This window comes from Ensifer sp. ENS11, from assembly GCF_014851895.1.
GTDB classification, from domain to species: Bacteria; Pseudomonadota; Alphaproteobacteria; order Rhizobiales; family Rhizobiaceae; genus Ensifer; species Ensifer canadensis.
In genome coordinates this window covers 40,905-57,829 of record NZ_JACVAN010000012.1, presented here as the reverse complement: position 1 = coordinate 57,829, position 16,925 = coordinate 40,905, and the positions used below count along the sequence as shown (strand labels likewise).

Sequence of the window (16,925 nt, the reverse complement as noted above, 5' to 3'; positions counted from 1 at the left end):
CAGTTGTTGTTGTTCCCCGGAGCCCGTTTGCCACGCGCCCCTTGTTCATTCGCCGCGGTGCGCGGCGTTTCAGTAACGCCCCACCAGGAGGCCCCCATCCACGACCAGCACCTGGCCGGTCATGTATCTCGCGCCGTCGGATGCCAGGAACGCGATCACGTCGGCGATATCCTCAGGCGTTCCGAGCCTTTTCATCGGGATGAAGGCGGCAGCGGCTTCCGCGCCGTCAGGCCCGAGCGAGTTTTCCTCCGAAAGCAGCTGGGCTGTGCGGATGTAGCCAGGCGCAACGCCGTTGACGCGAACCCCGTCGCCGGCAAGCTCAACGGCAAGCCCACGCACTAGACCGACGACGCCGGACTTGGCGGCGGAGTAATGCACGTGCTCGTCCCAGCCATAGGCAACGCCCATGATCGAGGAGAGCGCGACGATGCTGCCCTCGCCGCGCTGGCGCATGCCGGGTGCGACGGCACGCGCCAGTCGGAAGATGCCCTTGAGGTCGATGTCGAAGGTCAGATCCCACTTGTCGTCGGTCAGCCTGGCAAGCGGGGTGCGATGGGCAATGCCGGCATTGGCGACGACGACATCGATGCGACCGTGGCGTTTTTCCAGATCAGTGACCAGCGCGTCGGTCGCCGACGTCGAGCGGACGTCGTAGTAGGCGAACTCGGCGGAGCCGCCGGCATGCCGGATGGCGTCGACCGTGGCCGATGCCTCACGCTCGAGAATATCGGTCACGACGACATGGTCGCCTTTGGCGGCAAAAGCTCTGGCGGTCGCCTGGCCAATGCCGATGCCGGCACCGGTGACGATGACAATGCGGGACGTCTTGGGAGGATTTTGCATTTTCATCTTTCCTGTCAGAGCATCACGTCGCCGGAGTTCGGTCCGAGCGTCTGGCCGACGAACAGGCTCGCCGACGGCGAGGCCAGAAACGCGACCGTCGCGGCGATTTCGTCCGGCTCGCCGAAACGCCCGAGCGGCAGCTGCGCCTTCTTGGCGGCCCGCCAATCCTCGGACAGCCCCATGACGAGCGGCGTGTTGATAGGACCGGGCGCGACCGCATTGACGCGCACGCCGCGGCTCGAAACTTCGCGCGCGAGCGCCTTGGTCATGCCGATGATCGCAGCCTTGGCCGACGAGTAATGCACGAGCTCGACGCCGCCGATCTGGCCGAGCTGCGAGGCCATGTTGACGATAACGCCCTCGCCGCGGGCAAGCATGGCCGGCAGCACCGCCTTGGTCATCAGGAAGGTGCCGCGCACATGCACCGCAAACATCCGGTCGAAATCGGCGACCTCGAGATTCTCGAACAGCGCCTGATGGGCGATGCCGGCATTGTTGACGAGCAGCGCCACGGGGCCGTGGAATTGCGCTGCCTTCTCGGCCGTCGCGGCGACGTCGGCTTCATTTGAGACGTCGCCTGATATCGCGAGCGCCACTCCGCCGGCAGCAGCGATCTCGTCTGCAACCGCTTCGCAGCGCTCCGGCGACAGATCATTGACGACGACGGCATAACCGTCGGCCGCCAACCGAAGCGCGATGGCGCGACCGATGCCGGAACCGGCACCCGTGACGATTGCCGAACCAAGAGCCGAGCTGGCCATCACGCCTCCTCCTGGATCGCCATACGCTTGGCGCGGCGCACCGAAAGCATCATCAGCGCCGCATAGGTGCCGAGCAGCGCGAAGGAGAACAGCGTCGTCAACACGCCGAAGGCAAAGACGTTCGGATGCACTTCGACGGAGAAGGTGCCGTAAATTGCCAGCGGCAGCGTCAAGTCGCGGCCGGAAGCGAAGAGCGTGCGCGAGAACTCGTCATAGGAGAGCGTGAACGCAAAGAGCATGGCGGAGAGCACACCGGGGAAGATCAGCGGGAACGTCACCTTGCGGAAGGTGCGCGCCGGCGTGACCCCGAGCGACCAGGACGCCTCCTCCATGCTCGGATCGAAGCGGTTGAAGATCGCCAGCATCACCAGGAAGGCGAAGGGAAAGGTGTAGACCACGTGCAGAACGAAAGCGGTGCTCCACCAGTGGCGGTCGACGCCGAGCGTATTGGCGACGAGCGCCATGCCGAGACCGACCAGCACGCCGGGCACCATCATGCCGAGAACGATGAGGTAGAAGACCACGCCCGAGCCGCGGAACTTGCGGCGGAAGGCCTGGGCCGCCGAGACCCCCAACACCGTCGAGACGATCATGGTCATCACCGCCAGCCCCAGCGAGCGGACCAGCGCCTGCTCGATCGGCAACGGTGCGATGCGCGACGGCGGCGTCAGGCCGAAGAGGTGCTTGTACCAATAGGTCGACCATTCGATGATCGGAAACTGCGGCCCGCCTTCCGGCCCCGTCTGGAAGGACAGGATGGCAAGCACGACGAGTGGGCCATAGAGGAAGACGAGGAAGAGCGCTGTGTAGGCGCCAAGGCTGAGTTTCATGCCGCTGGCATTCATGATCAGAGCTCCTTCCTGAGATCGACGACCCTGAGCAGCGCGGCCACGACCGCGCCCATCAGGATGGTAAGCACGACCCCGGCGACCGCCGCGAAGGCCCATTTCAGCGAACCGACCTGGGTGACGATGATGTTTCCGAGCAGGTTGACCTTGCGGCCGGAGAGGGCGGCCGAGGTTGCGAATTCACCGAGAACCATGACGGAGACGAAGATCGCCCCGACGACCACGCCCGGCATCGACAGCGGCAGGATGATCGTGCGGAAGATCCGCCAGAAGCCGGCACCGAGATCCTGCGCGGCCTCGATGATCGAGGTGTCGATACGGCCGAGCATGAAGGCGATCGGACCGACCATGAAGACGCAGTAGATCTGGGTCATGCCGATGATCACCGACAGTTCGGAAAACAGCAGCACCTCGATCGGCGCGTCGGTGATGCCGAGGTTCATCAGGATCATGTTGATCGCGCCCTCCTTGCCGAGCATCGGCCGCCAGGCGAGAACGCGGATCAGGAACGAGGTCCAGAAGGGGATGACGCACAGCACCAGAAGCACCGTCTGCAGCGCCTTGTTCTTGACGAACAGCCCGACGAAAAGGGCTGCGGGATAACCGACCAGCACGGTGGCAACGAGCACGATCAGCCAGATGCGCACCGTCGTCCACAGCGCCCCAAGATAGGTGTCGCTGGTGAAGAAGGTAATCCAGCTTTTCAGCGTCAGCGTCGGTTCGATCGTGAAGGTCGTCTGCGTCCAGAAGGAGACATAGACCATCATCAGCATGGGCAGGACGAGGAACAGGGTCATCCAGATGACACCGGGTGCCAGCAGCCAAAGCGCTTTTCCCGGTGGTTTCTTCTCGGCGACGGTCTCTGTTTCCGTCTGCTCCGCAACGGCCATCATGCTCATCTCTCATTCTCCGGGCAGGAACGGTGCGGCGCGCAGGCGCCGGGTTTTTCCAAAAGGATTTCAGACGTAGACAAGGGCGTCCTCCCGCTTCCACACGAGCGCGTAGCGGCCCTTTTCGGCATAGGTCTCGGGCGCTGCATGGCTGAGATGGCTTTCGACCTCGAAAACCCGGCCGTCATCGAGCGCGAAGAAGGAATTGACCGCCGCGCCGGAATATTCGCTGGCGACGAAATTGGCCTCAATGCGGATCTCGTCCTCAGTGATGGCTGCCTCGGGCGGCCGGACCGAAACACGATCGTAGCGGATCGCATAGGCCGGCGACGTCGCCCGCGTCGGCGCCGCTGCCCCAAGCGCAAACCGGCCGACGCCGCCGACGAAGGCGCCGCCTTCGATCCGCCCGGGAAAGAGATTGTAGCAGTTGAGAAAGCGGGCAACCGCCGGAGAGGCGGGCCTGTTGTAGACGGTGTCTGAATCCGCCGACTGGGCGATGCGGCCGCTTTCCAGCACCAGCACCGTGTCGCCCATGGCCAAGGCCTCGGCCTCGCTGCCGGTCACATGCAGGAAGGTGACGCCGCAGCGCTCGCGGATAGCCCTCAACTCCGCCCGCATCCTGGCGCGCAGATTGGCGTCGAGCGCGCCGAGCGGCTCGTCGAGAAGCACCATGCGCGGCTCGGTGACCAGCGTGCGCGCCAAGGCGACGCGCTGGCGCTGGCCGCCGGAGATCTGGGTGACGGCCCTGCCTTCCAGACCGGAAAGTCCGACGAGGCTGATAATGTCGCGCACCCTGGCTTCGACGACGCGCCGGTCGGTGACCGGCTCGTCCTCCCTGTTTTCCAGGCCGAAGGCGATGTTCTGCGCGACGGAGAGATGCGGGAAGAGCGCGAAGTTCTGGAAGACGAAGCCGATGCCGCGCTTGTGCGGCGCCACGGTGTCGATGCGCTTGCCGTCAAACAGGATGGCGCCGCCATCCGGATGTTCAAAACCAGCAATGACCCTCAGGAGCGTCGTCTTGCCGGAGCCGCTCGGCCCCAGAAGCGAGATATAGGCGTCGCCGGGCAAGGCAAGATCGATGCCGTTGAGCGCGCGCATGTCGCCGTAGGTTTTGGTGATGTTCTTGAGCTGAAGGACCGTCGACATTGGTTTCCTGCCAGTTTGCCGTCCGGACGTTCTCCACCCAAAGCTTCGCCGTCGCCGGAGCCGACGAGGCATCCGAACGGACATGCGATCGCGTTCGCGCATGGTCACATGCGCTTCGGGGATGAAGGTCCTTTGCGGTTCAAAAAATAAGTTCCACCTGCACGCTTCTTCTGAGCGCTTGCATGTCACGAACAATGACATGAATGATTTTTGTATGCAATAGACTTTTATTCGTCATTTAGACCGGAATGAAATACGGCTTCGCTCCGCTGGCAGCCATCCAGGCTAGAATACGCATCAAGCCGCCCTAAACACCCTGCAATCCCGAAGGAAGAACGATTCCACCCTTCCGTGTGGGCGCTACCGGATTGCGCCTGACTCACCGAAAATCCATTCACCGGCAGCCGGCATCCACCCCATCAACACCAAATGCCGCAAACAAATGCACATTTAATTTGCCAACGTGTATGCAAAATGCATTTATTTTCAGCTGTCACATTCCCCGGCAAGTGGCGTAAAGAAAGAGGACGAAATTGCCAGCCAAACGGAAGACGCCCGACCGCATGAGCGAGCCACGCCTCGGCCAGAATACCCAGCGCCGCTACGAAATTGCCGAGGACGTTCTGCGCAGCAACATCGCCGAAGGCATCCTGCCGCCCGGCCTCGTTCTTCTCGAAGGGCCGATTGCCGAGATCCTGCAGATATCGCGTGCGCCGGTTCAGCGTGCGCTCTTGCAACTGGAAAGCGACGGGCTCGTCCACCGCTTCAAGGGGCGCGGCTATCTCGTCGGCCCACCCGGCCGCGCGATCGAACCCAACCGCACCGACATCAAATCGCTCGGGCTCACCATCCCGCAACACGCCGACGAGGCGCTGCAAAGCCGCTCGTCCTGGGAGCGCATCTACACCGAGATCGAGAACGACGTCGCCGGCTGCGTCATCTTCGGCCAGTATCGCATCATCGAAAACGAACTCGCCAACCACTTCAGCGTCAGCCGTACCGTGGTGCGCGATGTGCTCACGCGGCTGCGCGAGCGCGGGCTGGTGCGCAAGAACCAGAGTTCGCACTGGATTGCCGGCCCGCTGACGGCACAGACCGTCAAGGACCATTTCATGCTGCGCCGTCTGCTCGAACCGCAGGCGCTTGCGCTCGGCGCCGGCCATATCGATCGCAACCGACTTGCAGCCCTCTTCGTCCGGTTGACGGAACTCGACGGCGCGCAGGCGGCAGACGCCTGGCAGAGCCTCGAGGACATCCGCACGCAGTTTACCGAATGCTGCGTGCTCGCGATGCCGAACGAACGGCTGCGCGAACTGATCCGCAACAACCTGCTGCCCGTCACCGCGACCGAACGGCTGCTGCGGCAACTGGGCCTTCCCGGCGATCCCGCGGTGATCGCCGAAATCCGGCTGATCGTGGAGTTGATGACGCGCGGCGCGACCGCGGCCGCAGCCGCGATGCTGGAAAACCATATCGACGCCTCGATGAACCGCACGATCGCGCAGATGAAGATCGTCGCAATCATTCCGGGCCCGAGCGTCACCGCCGCCTATCTGACACGCGTGGTCGAATAGCCGCTCGCAATTGCGACCCGAGGCATTGAGCGCGGCTGCCGATCTCTTGCTTCGATGCCCGCGCTCCATCTTTCCCTCCGTTTCCCCTGAACCGTCAGCTCAGCGACGCGCGCAGCGCTTCCAGCCGCGCGGTTTCCTCAGCCCGAGCCGCCAATGCCTCATCCATCGTCACCTCCACGAACCTGGTCGGTGTATGCGGCTGCATCTGGCCGATCAGGTCCATATCGGCCGAGATCACGGTTCCGAGCATGAAATAGCCGCCGCCGGAAACCGCATCGCGATGCAGGATGATCGGCTCGGTTCCGCCGGGGACCTGGATCGAGCCATAGGGATAACAACTGTCGACGATATTGGACGGGTCGGAGCCGGCACCGAACGGCTGTTCGCGCTCGACGAAGGAGAGCTTGCGGCCGCCACGGAAGCGGTAGCCCATGCGGTCGGCTTCGGGCGCCACCTTCCATTCGTCGGCAAAGAAGCTCTGTTTCGCCTCGTCGGAAAGCCGGTCCCAGTAGAGACCGGGCAGGACACGCAGGGCGACGGGTGCGGCCGGCAGCCGCCGCAATTGCTGGTCGACCGAGCGAGCCTCACCGGAGCCATTGCCGGCACCAACCGGCAGTTCGTCACCTGGTGCCAGCGGCCGGCCGTTGTAACCGCCGAGCGCGCCGATCGGGTAGGTCGAGCGACTGCCAAGCGCCAGCGGCACATCGATGCCGCCGGCAACGGCGATATAGATGCGGGCACCGGACTTGAGGAAATCGAAGGTCAGCGTCTGTCCGGCGCGAACAGGGAAAGCCGTCCATCCCGGCTGCTCCACCCCGTCGACCTTTGCCGGCATGTCGGCTCCGGTCACCGCAACCAGCGTGTCTTCGGTAAATTCGAGCTTGGGCCCGAGGAATACCGCCTCCAGGCCGGCAGCACCCTCTTCGTTTCCGACCAGCAGATTGGCAGCGCGCATCGCGTAGCGATCCATCGCTCCGCCGAGCGGTATGCCGAGATGAAAATAACCGGGACGGCCAAGGTCCTGAACGGTGGTTGCCAGACCGTGATGCAGAACCTTAATGGCCATTGAGCATGCCCTCCAGCCGGGTGTTGTAGCCAGTGATATCCTTCTGGAACTCGCGCAGGTCGAAGCTAACCTCGCGGACCGGCGGGCTGAAGCGCCCCTTGTCGACATCCTCGACCGCCTGTTCATAGGCATCGCGGTCGATCGGTTTGAACTTGACGATGTCGCCCGGACGGAAGAACACCATGAAATCGCGGAGATAGCTGGTTGTCTGCGTCGGGTCGAAGATCGGCATCGGCGTGATGCCGAACATCTGGTAGCCGCCCGCACCGCGCACCGAATAAATACAGCCGAAGCAGCCACCATGGCCGACGGTCAGCCGCGGCGTGTCGGTGCGCGGGCGCAGATATTTCGGCACCTGGATCTGCCGTTGCCGTTCGACCATCTGGTACATGAACGGCAGGCCGGCAACGAAGCCGACCATCGACACGAACCAGGGCGAACCGGAATGGGCGGCGACGAAATCGTCGACGTCGCCGTAGCCGTTGATCCGCGTGGCATAGTCGAGGTCAGTTCCTGACGGTTCCTGGTGGCGCTCGCGAAAGCGCATCAGCGTCTCGTGCGTCCAGGGGTCGTTGTAGAAGACTGGGATTTCGACGATGCGGGTGCGGATGACAGGCTCAGCCCGCTCGGCCGCACCCTCGATCGCCCGCACTTCCCTCAGCACATCATCGGGCTTGATCTGATCCGGGTTATATTTAATCTGGAAGGACGCATTGGCCGGGCAGATCTCGGTGATCCCCTTGATGCCGCTCTCCTTGACACCGTTGGCCATGGAGAGGCTCTTGAAGAAGGCTTCCAACGACATCTCGTCGCTGCATTCGACGAACAGGTGCTCGTCGCCTCCGAAGGTGTATCGTGTCGGCATCATGCGACCTCCGCGGCACGGCCGCCATCGGCGGCAAATTCAGTTTCAAGCCATGTCTCGAGAAAGCGGGTATGGAAGGCGCCCTTGGCGATCTGCGCGTCGGCAGCCAATGCCCGATGCAACGGGATCGTGGTCGGCACGCCCTCGATCGTGAGCTGCGCCAGCGCCTGCGAAAGGCGGACGAGGCACGCCGTTCGGTTCTCGCCCCAGACGATCAGCTTGCCGAGCAATGAATCGTAGAACGGCGGGATGACGTAGCCTTCGTAGAGCATAGTGTCGAAACGGATGCCTTCCCCCTCGGGTACGTCGAGCCTTTCGATCCTGCCTGGCGCCGGCATGAAACCGCGCCTCGGGTCCTCGGCATTGATCCGGCACTCGATGGCATGGCCCTTGACGGCGATGTCGGCCTGGCGGACAGAGAGCGGCGCGCCGGCGGCGATGCGGAACATCTCCTCGACCAGATCGATGCCGGTGATCATCTCGGTCACCGGGTGCTCCACCTGGATGCGGGTGTTGACTTCGATGAAATAGAACTGGCGGGTCTCGTCGTCGTAGAGATATTCCACCGTTCCGGCCCCGCGGTAGCCGACGGAGCGCGCCAACGCGACGGCGCTGTCGCAGAGTTTCTGCCTGACCTCGGGCGGAAGCAGGAAGGACGGAGCCTCCTCCCAGACCTTCTGTCGGCGGCGCTGCAGCGAGCATTCGCGCTCGAAGCAATGCACGACGTTGTTGCCGTCGCCGAGGATCTGGACCTCGACATGGCGGGCGTGGGTGATGACCTTTTCCAGATAGAGCCCGCCGTCGCCGAAGGAGGCCAGCGCCTCGGCCGATGCCTGGGGAAACTGTGTCTCCAGCTCGACCGCATTGTTGACGATACGGATGCCACGGCCACCGCCGCCGGCTGCCGCCTTGATCATCACGGGAAAGCCGGTGCGCTCGGTCACTTGATGTGCATCGGCAAGGCTGGAGATACGACCGTCGCTGCCGGGAACGGTGGGCACGCCGGCCTTCTCGGCAACGGCACGGGCGGCGACCTTGTCACCCAGAAGGCGGATCGCATCACCTGATGGCCCGATGAAGATCAGGCCGGCGGCAACCACGGCGTCGGCAAAATCGCCGTTCTCCGACAGAAAGCCATAACCGGGATGAACCGCATCGACATTGGCGCGTTTGGCCGCCGCAATCACGGCCGCGATGTCGAGATAGGATTTCTTCGGCGCCGGCGGTCCGATCTCGATCGCCTCGTCGGCAAGCTTGACGGCCAGCATGTCGGCATCGGCGGCGCTATAGATCTGAACCGTGCGGATACCGAGCGCCTTGGCGGCGCGGATGATGCGGACGGCGATTTCGCCGCGATTGGCGATAAGGACCGAGCGGAGTTTCATTGTTCGACCTCGGCGATTACCTGGCCGGCCATCACAGGTTCTTCGTTGTCGACGAGAAAGCGGATGCTGCCGCCCGCGACACCGGCCTGGATCTCCTGAAAGGTCTTCATGACTTCGATCAGGCCGATGGCGTCGCTGGAAGAAACATCATCGCCATCCGATTTGAAGGGCGGGACATCCGGAGCAGACGAGCGATAGAAGGTTCCTGGAAGGGGCGATCGGATTTCGTGCTTGCTCATGGTTGCCTCCGCTATGTTATCTGGTTTTGACCTGAGAGACGGGAGCGATGCGAATGCCCTCGGCACTCAGCCCCTCCCGCATGAGGCGCACGATATCGAGCGCGCCGAGCGTATCGGAATGAAAACAGATGGATTCGAACGGAACCGCGATATCGGCGCCCGTGATGGTACGCACCCGGCCATCGCGGCAGGCGCGAACGACCTTGCGGGCGATCGCCGCGGCATCCGGCCGGCCGGCATCCCGGGTAAAGACGATCGAGCCGCTGTCGTCATAGTCGCGGTCGGCGTAGAACTCGCGAATGACAGGCTGGCCGATTTCCTGTGCGGCAAGCTCCGTCGCCGATCCGGCCATACAGAAGACGAAGGCGTTCGGCGCGACCGTACGCATATATTGCATGAAGATCTGGGAGAGTTCGCGGTTGACGGCCATTTCCATGTAAAGCGCCCCGTGCGGCTTCACATGTTGCAGGGGCGCACCGTGCCGGCGGGCGAATTCGCGGATCGCGCCGACCTGGTAGACCATGTCGTTGACGAGCTCGCGGGCCGTGCCTGCTATCTTGCGGCGGCCGAAACCCTGCAGGTCGCGATAGCCGGGATGGGCGCCGATGCCGACGCCATGTTCGGCGGCGAGCCGAACCGTCTCATCCATCAGGTTGGGATCGCCGCCATGGAAGCCGGCGGCGATATTGGCGGAGCTGATCAGCGGCATCAGTGCCGCATCGTCCGTATCGCCGATGCGCCAGCGGCCGAATGCTTCTCCCATGTCGCAATTGATATCGACGACGTCGAGCAATGCCTCATCCCTCTGTTGCAGGTCGCTCTCCTGGAGATTGCTCTCCCGGCAACCCTAACCTCCGGGGAACGCTAGGGTGAAACAGAGCATTTGAAAAATTCTATTTTCACATGTCAAATATCTGAATTTCAGAATTCTCAGTTGCAAAAAACGCCTGCGAAAATTAGCGTGTTTAGAGCGGCCTACGGTGAAATGCCTGAGGGATGACCAGACGACTGCTCAAAGACGTGGCAGACTTTCTGATTTTCCGAGCCGCTGTATAAAATAATCAGATGGGAGATGGGCTTTGTCGATCAGTCTTCGCCAGCTTCGCTATTTCGTCGCGACGGCAGAACTTGGTCAGATATCCCAGGCGGCGGTCGATCTCTCGATCTCCCAGTCCGCGGTGACCACGGCGATCAAGGAGCTGGAGCGCATCGTCGGCGCCAACCTGTTCCTGCGCACGCCGAGCGGTATGGACCTGACGATGGCAGGACGGGAGTTCCTGTCCCACGCCTATGAGATCCTGAAGAAAGTGGACGAGGCGACGCATCTCAACGTCGTCAGCAGCGCCGTCGAGGGCACGCTTGCGATCGCCGCCACCTATACCGTCATCGGCTACTTCCTGCCGCAACATATCGAGCGGCTGCGACGGCTGTTTCCGAAACTCGAGCTGCAACTGTTCGAGCTCAAGCGGGAATCGATCGAAGAGGGTCTGCTCACCAACCGCTACGACATGGCGGTTCTTCTGACCTCCAACATCCTCAATCCGGCGCTGACGACCGAAAAGCTGATGAGCTCGACGCGACGGCTCTGGGTGCCGGCCCAGCATCCGCTGCTGCAACGTGACAGCGTCGGTTTTCGCGAGATCGCCGAGGAGCCCTATATCATGCTGACGGTCGACGAGGCGGCGCATTCGTCGCTGAAATACTGGAGCACGTCGACCTACCAGCCGCGCGTCATCCTCAGGACCTCGTCGGTGGAGGCGGTGCGCTCGCTGGTCGCCAATGGCCAGGGCGTTGCCATACTCTCCGACATGGTCCATCGCCCCTGGTCGCTCGAGGGCCGGCGCATCGAGACGATCAACGTGCGCGATCCTGTGCCGGCCATGGACGTCGGCCTTGCCTGGCGGCGGGGAGCGGAATTCACGCCGCCGATGCAGGCGCTGCGGTCCTATTTCCAGCAGACGTTTCACATTCCGGGCGTGCGCGACTCGTCGTTTACCACGCCCTGATGCGGAAACATCCTCGGCTGGCGATCAGTTGCCGAGGGCCAGTTCCAACGCCCGGCGATGCGCAGCCGCGGCCGCCCGCTTCACCAGATCGGCCAGACTTGGCTCAGACGTCAGGACATCGAGCGCGGCGGCGGTCGTGCCGTTCGGGCTGGTCACCTGCCGGCGCAGCTCTGCCGGCGAAAATGCGCTGGTGCTGGCAAGAGCAGCGGCGCCAATGACCGTCTGCTTTGCCAAGGCAAGAGCGGTTTCCGGCGGCAGGCCGCCGGCAATTCCCGCGCCGGTCAGACACTCGATGAAATGGAAGAGATAGGCCGGCCCGGAACCGGATATCGCCGTTGCCGCATCGACAAGCCGTTCCTCCGCCAGCCAGTGAACACTGCCGACGGCCGCCAGAAGATCGGTGACAAAACCCGTCTGATTGTCGTCGATGTGAGTGCTGCCAAAGGCTGCAATCACCCCCATGCCGATCGAGGCCGGCATATTGGGCATGGCGCGCACGATCGCGGCGTTGCCCAGGGTATTCTCGAAGGTCGAGATCGGCACGCCGGCGGCGATGCTTACAAACACCGACGTGTCCCTGAACCGGCGGTAGGCGCCAAGCATCGAGCCGACGACCTGCGGCTTGACGGCGATTATGACGGCGCGCGGCCGCAAGGCAGCCGGCAAGCCGGCCGCATCATCATAAACCGTTGCGCCACGCGCGGCGGCGCGGTGGCGAAGAGATTCCGCAGGCTCGACCACATGAATTTGGGCTGCAGGAATACCGGCCCGATCAAGCCAGCCTTCGAGCAAGGCAAAACCCATGTTGCCGCAGCCGACCAACACGATTTCCTCTGACTGTTCCATCTCGTCGCCTCTCTTCATTCGCCGTGTTCGCCCTAGACACCTCGGTCCTACTGTCGTGCCAGCCGATCCCAGCAATTGTCGAGACCGGCGGGCAGCCGGTGTTTCATGATGCGCTGGCTCGGCGTGCGCTCGAATTCGTCGACGACGGCAATGTAGCGCGGGTTCTGGTAGGGCGCGAGCCGATGGGCCAGCCATCCTGACAGATCGATCGGATCGATGGCGCTGCCGGGTTTCGGCTTGACGAAGAGCTTGATGTCCTGCTCGCCGACATCGGCGGCAACGCCGATCATGGCGCAATCCTCGACCGCTGGGTAGGCGGCGGCAACATGCTCGACCTCCCAGGCGGAGACGTTTTCGCCCTTGCATCGCACACTGTCGGTGAGCCGACCGTGGAACCAGAGATTGCCGTCGACATCGAAGGAGCCGGAATCGCCAGTATGAAGCGCACCGTTGCGAAGGGTCTTTTCCGTCGCTTCCGGATTGCGCAGATATCCCTTGAACAGTGCGCCCTCAAGCGAGGTGCGCACGACGATCTCGCCCTTGTCGCCTGCCGGCACCGGCTCGCCCTTTTCGTTGAGAATATCGACCGAGAACCAGGGCATCGGCTGCCCGACGGCGCCGACGACGCCGGTGGCGTTGCAGGTGGTGATGCTGGAGGCCTCCGTCATGCCGTAGCATTCGCGCATTTCGACACCGAAGCGTTCCTTGAACTGCGGCCAGACCTCCTTCGGGCAGCCGCCGCCCCAGGCGATGCGCACCGGATGCTTGCGGTCATCTTCGCTTTCCGGCTGCTTCAGCAGGATCTGCAGAATGCCGCCGAGATAGTGGATATGGGTGGCACCATAGGTGCGCACCTGATCCCAGAAGCGGCTGGCGCTGAACTTGTCGACCATGGCGAGCGACAGGTCCTCGATGATCGGCAGCACGATCAATTGGGCGCCACCGATATGATAGAGCGGCTCCCAGACGAAGAAGACGTCGCCCGGCCCTCCCACCGAAAGCGTGCGCACCGCCTCGCCCGCAAGCCGGATCATGCCGTGGGTCACCAGCACGCCCTTCGGTCGGCCGGTGGTGCCGGAAGTATACATGATCGCAAACAGATCGTCGGCCGCAGGCGGCTCCTCATTGAAAGCGACACCACCCGACGACAGAATTGCTTCCAGCGACGCCGGGCCAGCCTGTTCGCCTGCAAGGATTATCCCGGCAGCGGGCACAGCAGCACCGCTTTCATTGATGGTTTCGGCAAGCTCAGCGTCGCAGATGACGACGCCCGGCTCGCAATGCTCCAGGATATAGCGCAGGCCTTCGCCGCGAAGCTGGGCGTTGACCGGGACCCAGACGACACCGGCCCTGGCAAGTCCGAAGAGCACGGCCAGCGACAGGCGCGAATTGCGCATCATCACGGCGGCGCGGTCACCGGATTTCAGGCCGCGTTGGCGGAGGTCGGCGGCAAGTGCTGCCGACATCGTATCGAGGGCGGCAAAGGTGATCGGCTCGCCATTGAAACGGGCGAACACCTGTTCCGGTTTGCGGGCAGCCTTGGTCGTGAAGCTTCCGAGGAAGCCTTCGAGAGATACGGTCATAGGAGGATCTCGGATATGGTGTCAGGTGGAGCGGCGGAGTTTTTCCGCCGCCAGGAGAAGTGTTGTCACGACGATGAAGACGACGACCGAAACCGCCGCGAGCGTCGGGTTGAGCTGCAGGATCATGTCATCCCACATCTGCTTCGGCAGGGTCGTCTTGACGCCGCCGCTGACGAAGATCGCCACGGTCAGCTCGTCGAACGAGGTGATGAAGGCAAAGAGGAACGCTGCCGTCAGGCCGCTCTTGATCAGCGGCACGGTCACGAACCGCAGGGCCTGAACCCGATTTGCCCCAAGGGTTGCCGCAGCCTGGTCGAGCCGCCAGTCGTAGCTCTTCAGCACAGCGGCAATGGCGACGAAGGCAAAGGGCAGCGCCAGCACCGTGTGACCGATCACCAGGCCAAGGTCGGTGGCAACAAGTCCCATCTGGGCAAAGAGGTAGAACAGGCCGACGGCAATGACGATACGCGGCACGATCATCGGCGCCAGGAAGAAGGCGAAGATGATGCCGCGCCAGCGCGAACGCGAACGGGCAAGCGCCAGCGCCGCAAAGCCACCGATCACCGTTGCAACGATGGCGGTCGCGAAGGCGACGCCGAACGAGCGGATGGTGGCCGCGACCCAGAGGTCGGAGGTGAAATAGGTCCGGAACCATTCCAGGCCATATCCCGGCGGCGGGAACTCGAGGAACTGCGAACTGGTAAAGGCGATCGGCAGGACGACGAGCGTCGGCAGCATCAGGAAGGCGAACAGCAAGACGCTGTAGATGCCGAGCATGCGGCTTGAAACCGCCGCTCCCAACAGCCGGTGGCTGCCGGACGCAATGGCGCTGCTGATGCTCGCCACCCGATCGAGGATCGCCAGGCCAAGGGCGCGCAGGAAACCGGTTTTGCCGGCCTTGCCGTCGGACGGCTCGCCCGAAAGGCTGGAGAGCCCGAACACCCGATCGTAAACCCAGCACGTCACCAGTGCCGCCAGCAGCATCATCGCGGCAAGAGCCCCGGCGAAGGCCCAGTTCAGGATTTCCTGAACCTGGACGATGATCAATTGAGCGAGCATCGTCTGCTGACGCCCACCAAGCAGGGCCGGAACAATGAAGAAGCCGAGCGAGGAGATGAAGGTCAGCAGGCCGGCAGCCGCCGCACCCGGAAGCGAAAGCGGGAAATAGACGAGCCAGAAGCCCTTCGCAGGCGTCGCGCCCAACGTTGCCGATGCTTGCGTCAGCCGGCGGTCGATGCCGGTCATGACAGGCAGCATGGTGAGGATGGCGAGCGGCACCATGGCATGAACCATGCCGATCATAACGCCGAGTTCATTGTGCAACAGCTCCAGCGGCTGGCTGAGCACACCTGATCCCAGGCCGATCTGGTTGATGATCCCGGTGCGTCCCAGCACGATGACCCAGGCAAAGCTCTTGACGAGGTAGCTCGTCCAGAAGGGCACCATCACGAGCAGGATCATCGTGCCGCGCGTCCGATCCGGCAAGCGCGACAACCAGTAGGCCAGGGGATAGCCGAGAAGCAGAGAGAAGAGCGTCGTCAGTCCGGCGATGCGGAAGGTGATCAACAGAACGCGGAAATAGACGTCGGTCTCGAAGATCCTCGCATAGTGGCTGGCGGTCATCGCGCCGGTGTCGGCGTCCTCGAGGCTGAGGCCCATCAGCCTTGCGACGGGAACGAGGAAGAAAATCAGAAGGAAGGCAAGGCCGGGCGCTGCCAGCCAAAGCGGCCCAAAGCGGAAGCGGTTGGAGCGCACAGAGCGCGGAGTGGAGACAGCCGCCGCGGTCATGGCGTCACCAACACGGCGGCTTCCGGCGCCCAGTTCAGCGTGATGTTGTCGCCTATACCAGGCAACGGCTTACCGGGAAGGACACGAACCGTGACCAGCTCACCGACAGAGATGTCGACGAGCAGTCGGGTTTCAGAGCCGGCATAGACGACCTCTGCGACGCGACCGCTGATCTCGTTTGCGCCGGTCGAGCCGAGTTCGAGATGCTCCGGCCGCACCACCAGCGCCATCTCGGCATTGTTGGAAAGGCCGGTGCCATCGATCCGGAAGCGTCCACTCGGGGTCGAAAGGTGCGCGACACCGCCCGAGCCAAGCTCGACGCGGCCGCGGAAGATGTTGGAGATGCCAATGAAATCGGCGGCAAAGGCGGTGCGTGGCCGGGCGTAGATTTCCTGCGGCGGACCGATCTGCTCGACCATGGCATGATTCATCAGGCAGATGCGGTCGGAGAGCGCCAGTGCCTCCTCCTGGTCATGTGTCACATAGATGATCGTGGCGCCGGTCTGCCGGTGCAGCCGCTTGATCTCGAACTGCATATGCTCGCGAAGCTTCTTGTCGAGCGCGCCCAGCGGCTCGTCCATCAGGATGATCGACGGCTGGTAGACGAAGCAGCGGGCAAGCGCCACGCGCTGCTGCTGCCCGCCGGAAAGTTCGCGCGGGAACCGCCCGGCCAGATGGCCGAGCTGAACCATGTCGAGTGCGCCTTTGACCTGCCTGTCGATCTCGGCAGTGCTCTTGCCGCGCATCTTCAAGGGAAAGCCTATATTCTCGGCGACCGTCAGATGCGGAAACAGGGCGTAGTGCTGGAAAACGAGGCCGATGTCGCGCTTGTGTACCGGCGTTTCCGTCTCATTGCTGCCGTCGATGAACAGGCGGCCCTCCGTTGGCAGGACCAGCCCGCTGATCATCTGCAGCAAGGTGGTCTTGCCGGAGCCCGAAGGCCCGAGAAGCGTCAGGAACTCGCCGGTCTGGACCGCGACGTGCGTGGGCTTGAGAGCAACGGTGGCGCCGTAGCTCTTGGCCAATCCGTCGACGAGAAGTTTTGGGCGAGTGGCTTGTTCGGGCTTCGCGAGCATCAGATTTCC

General features: G+C 63.2%; 16 protein-coding genes. 2 read left to right on the top strand and 14 right to left on the bottom strand.

Annotation, left to right across the window (positions count from 1 at the left end; all coding sequences use genetic code 11):
* Positions 1-69: 69 nt before the first annotated feature.
* The 5 genes from IB264_RS21530 to IB264_RS21510 all read right to left on the bottom strand — a co-directional run bounded on the left by IB264_RS21530 (position 70) and on the right by IB264_RS21510 (position 4,488).
* Positions 70-843, bottom strand: coding sequence for an SDR family NAD(P)-dependent oxidoreductase (locus tag IB264_RS21530; protein ID WP_057223768.1), 774 nt, complete (start codon positions 841-843; stop codon positions 70-72).
* A 14-nt stretch (positions 844-857) separates the two neighbouring features.
* The gene (locus IB264_RS21525; RefSeq protein ID WP_057223767.1) at positions 858-1,604 is read right to left on the bottom strand and encodes an SDR family NAD(P)-dependent oxidoreductase; all 747 of its coding nucleotides are present in this window, start codon (positions 1,602-1,604) and stop codon (positions 858-860) included.
* Complete coding sequence (locus IB264_RS21520; RefSeq protein WP_025429658.1) at positions 1,604-2,449, bottom strand: ABC transporter permease; 846 nt, start codon at positions 2,447-2,449, stop codon at positions 1,604-1,606. Before IB264_RS21520 ends, IB264_RS21525 begins: the two co-directional genes overlap by 1 nt.
* Before the next feature lie 2 nt (positions 2,450-2,451).
* Complete coding sequence (locus tag IB264_RS21515; RefSeq protein WP_371412298.1) at positions 2,452-3,342, bottom strand: ABC transporter permease; 891 nt, start codon at positions 3,340-3,342, stop codon at positions 2,452-2,454.
* Positions 3,343-3,411: 69 nt separating this feature from the next.
* On the bottom strand, positions 3,412-4,488 hold the full coding sequence (locus IB264_RS21510; protein ID WP_025429656.1) for an ABC transporter ATP-binding protein: 1,077 nt from the start codon (positions 4,486-4,488) through the stop codon (positions 3,412-3,414).
* Positions 4,489-5,051: 563 nt separating this feature from the next.
* On the opposite strand from IB264_RS21510, the gene IB264_RS21505 reads away from it, so the two are divergent.
* Positions 5,052-6,062: a GntR family transcriptional regulator gene (locus IB264_RS21505; RefSeq protein WP_057223765.1), complete on the top strand. Its 1,011-nt coding sequence runs from the start codon at positions 5,052-5,054 to the stop codon at positions 6,060-6,062.
* A gap of 94 nt (positions 6,063-6,156) precedes the next feature.
* On the opposite strand, the gene IB264_RS21500 is transcribed toward IB264_RS21505, so the two are convergent.
* The 5 genes from IB264_RS21500 to IB264_RS21480 are packed head-to-tail and all read right to left on the bottom strand — an operon-like array spanning position 6,157 to position 10,410.
* On the bottom strand, positions 6,157-7,128 hold the full coding sequence (locus IB264_RS21500; RefSeq protein WP_057223763.1) for a biotin-dependent carboxyltransferase family protein: 972 nt from the start codon (positions 7,126-7,128) through the stop codon (positions 6,157-6,159).
* A complete protein-coding gene (locus IB264_RS21495) occupies positions 7,118-7,993 on the bottom strand; it encodes an allophanate hydrolase subunit 1 (protein WP_057223842.1) in 876 nt (291 codons plus the stop codon). The genes IB264_RS21500 and IB264_RS21495 overlap by 11 nt, the downstream gene beginning before the upstream one ends.
* Positions 7,993-9,378 carry an acetyl-CoA carboxylase biotin carboxylase subunit gene (locus tag IB264_RS21490; protein WP_057223761.1) on the bottom strand — a complete coding sequence of 462 codons (1,386 nt, stop codon included), beginning with the start codon at positions 9,376-9,378 and terminating at the stop codon, positions 7,993-7,995. Before IB264_RS21490 ends, IB264_RS21495 begins: the two co-directional genes overlap by 1 nt.
* Positions 9,375-9,617: an acetyl-CoA carboxylase gene (locus tag IB264_RS21485; RefSeq protein WP_057205843.1), complete on the bottom strand. Its 243-nt coding sequence runs from the start codon at positions 9,615-9,617 to the stop codon at positions 9,375-9,377. Before IB264_RS21485 ends, IB264_RS21490 begins: the two co-directional genes overlap by 4 nt.
* Before the next feature lie 16 nt (positions 9,618-9,633).
* On the bottom strand, positions 9,634-10,410 hold the full coding sequence (locus IB264_RS21480) for a 5-oxoprolinase subunit PxpA (protein WP_025429650.1): 777 nt from the start codon (positions 10,408-10,410) through the stop codon (positions 9,634-9,636).
* Between the two features lie 286 nt (positions 10,411-10,696).
* Between IB264_RS21480 and IB264_RS21475 the strand changes: the two genes are divergently transcribed.
* A complete protein-coding gene (locus IB264_RS21475; RefSeq protein ID WP_057223760.1) occupies positions 10,697-11,623 on the top strand; it encodes a LysR family transcriptional regulator in 927 nt (308 codons plus the stop codon).
* 24 nt (positions 11,624-11,647) lie between these two features.
* Here the strand turns inward: IB264_RS21475 and proC are convergent, their stop codons facing one another.
* Genes proC through IB264_RS21455 form a run of 4 tightly spaced genes read right to left on the bottom strand, consistent with a single transcriptional unit; the run spans position 11,648 to position 16,916 of the window.
* Positions 11,648-12,469 carry a pyrroline-5-carboxylate reductase gene (gene proC / locus IB264_RS21470; RefSeq protein ID WP_025429648.1) on the bottom strand — a complete coding sequence of 274 codons (822 nt, stop codon included), beginning with the start codon at positions 12,467-12,469 and terminating at the stop codon, positions 11,648-11,650.
* Between the two features lie 47 nt (positions 12,470-12,516).
* Complete coding sequence (locus IB264_RS21465) at positions 12,517-14,052, bottom strand: AMP-binding protein (RefSeq protein WP_025429647.1); 1,536 nt, start codon at positions 14,050-14,052, stop codon at positions 12,517-12,519.
* A 21-nt stretch (positions 14,053-14,073) separates the two neighbouring features.
* The gene (locus IB264_RS21460; protein WP_057205839.1) at positions 14,074-15,840 is read right to left on the bottom strand and encodes an ABC transporter permease subunit; all 1,767 of its coding nucleotides are present in this window, start codon (positions 15,838-15,840) and stop codon (positions 14,074-14,076) included.
* Positions 15,837-16,916 carry an ABC transporter ATP-binding protein gene (locus IB264_RS21455; protein WP_025429645.1) on the bottom strand — a complete coding sequence of 360 codons (1,080 nt, stop codon included), beginning with the start codon at positions 16,914-16,916 and terminating at the stop codon, positions 15,837-15,839. Before IB264_RS21455 ends, IB264_RS21460 begins: the two co-directional genes overlap by 4 nt.
* Positions 16,917-16,925: the final 9 nt, after the last annotated feature.

Bases quoted from the DNA above. Each gene is read 5' to 3' on its own strand.
- IB264_RS21530 (WP_057223768.1), bottom strand. From the start codon at position 843: ATGCAAAATCCTCCCAAGACGTCCCGCATTGTCATCGTCACCGGTGCC.
- IB264_RS21525 (WP_057223767.1), bottom strand. From the start codon at position 1,604: ATGGCCAGCTCGGCTCTTGGTTCGGCAATCGTCACGGGTGCCGGTTCC.
- IB264_RS21520 (WP_025429658.1), bottom strand. From the start codon at position 2,449: ATGAATGCCAGCGGCATGAAACTCAGCCTTGGCGCCTACACAGCGCTC.
- IB264_RS21515 (WP_371412298.1), bottom strand. From the start codon at position 3,342: ATGGCCGTTGCGGAGCAGACGGAAACAGAGACCGTCGCCGAGAAGAAA.
- IB264_RS21510 (WP_025429656.1), bottom strand. From the start codon at position 4,488: ATGTCGACGGTCCTTCAGCTCAAGAACATCACCAAAACCTACGGCGAC.
- IB264_RS21505 (WP_057223765.1), top strand. From the start codon at position 5,052: ATGAGCGAGCCACGCCTCGGCCAGAATACCCAGCGCCGCTACGAAATT.
- IB264_RS21500 (WP_057223763.1), bottom strand. From the start codon at position 7,128: ATGGCCATTAAGGTTCTGCATCACGGTCTGGCAACCACCGTTCAGGAC.
- IB264_RS21495 (WP_057223842.1), bottom strand. From the start codon at position 7,993: ATGCCGACACGATACACCTTCGGAGGCGACGAGCACCTGTTCGTCGAA.
- IB264_RS21490 (WP_057223761.1), bottom strand. From the start codon at position 9,378: ATGAAACTCCGCTCGGTCCTTATCGCCAATCGCGGCGAAATCGCCGTC.
- IB264_RS21485 (WP_057205843.1), bottom strand. From the start codon at position 9,617: ATGAGCAAGCACGAAATCCGATCGCCCCTTCCAGGAACCTTCTATCGC.
- proC (WP_025429648.1), bottom strand. From the start codon at position 12,469: ATGGAACAGTCAGAGGAAATCGTGTTGGTCGGCTGCGGCAACATGGGT.
- IB264_RS21465 (WP_025429647.1), bottom strand. From the start codon at position 14,052: ATGACCGTATCTCTCGAAGGCTTCCTCGGAAGCTTCACGACCAAGGCT.
- IB264_RS21460 (WP_057205839.1), bottom strand. From the start codon at position 15,840: ATGACCGCGGCGGCTGTCTCCACTCCGCGCTCTGTGCGCTCCAACCGC.
- IB264_RS21455 (WP_025429645.1), bottom strand. From the start codon at position 16,916: ATGCTCGCGAAGCCCGAACAAGCCACTCGCCCAAAACTTCTCGTCGAC.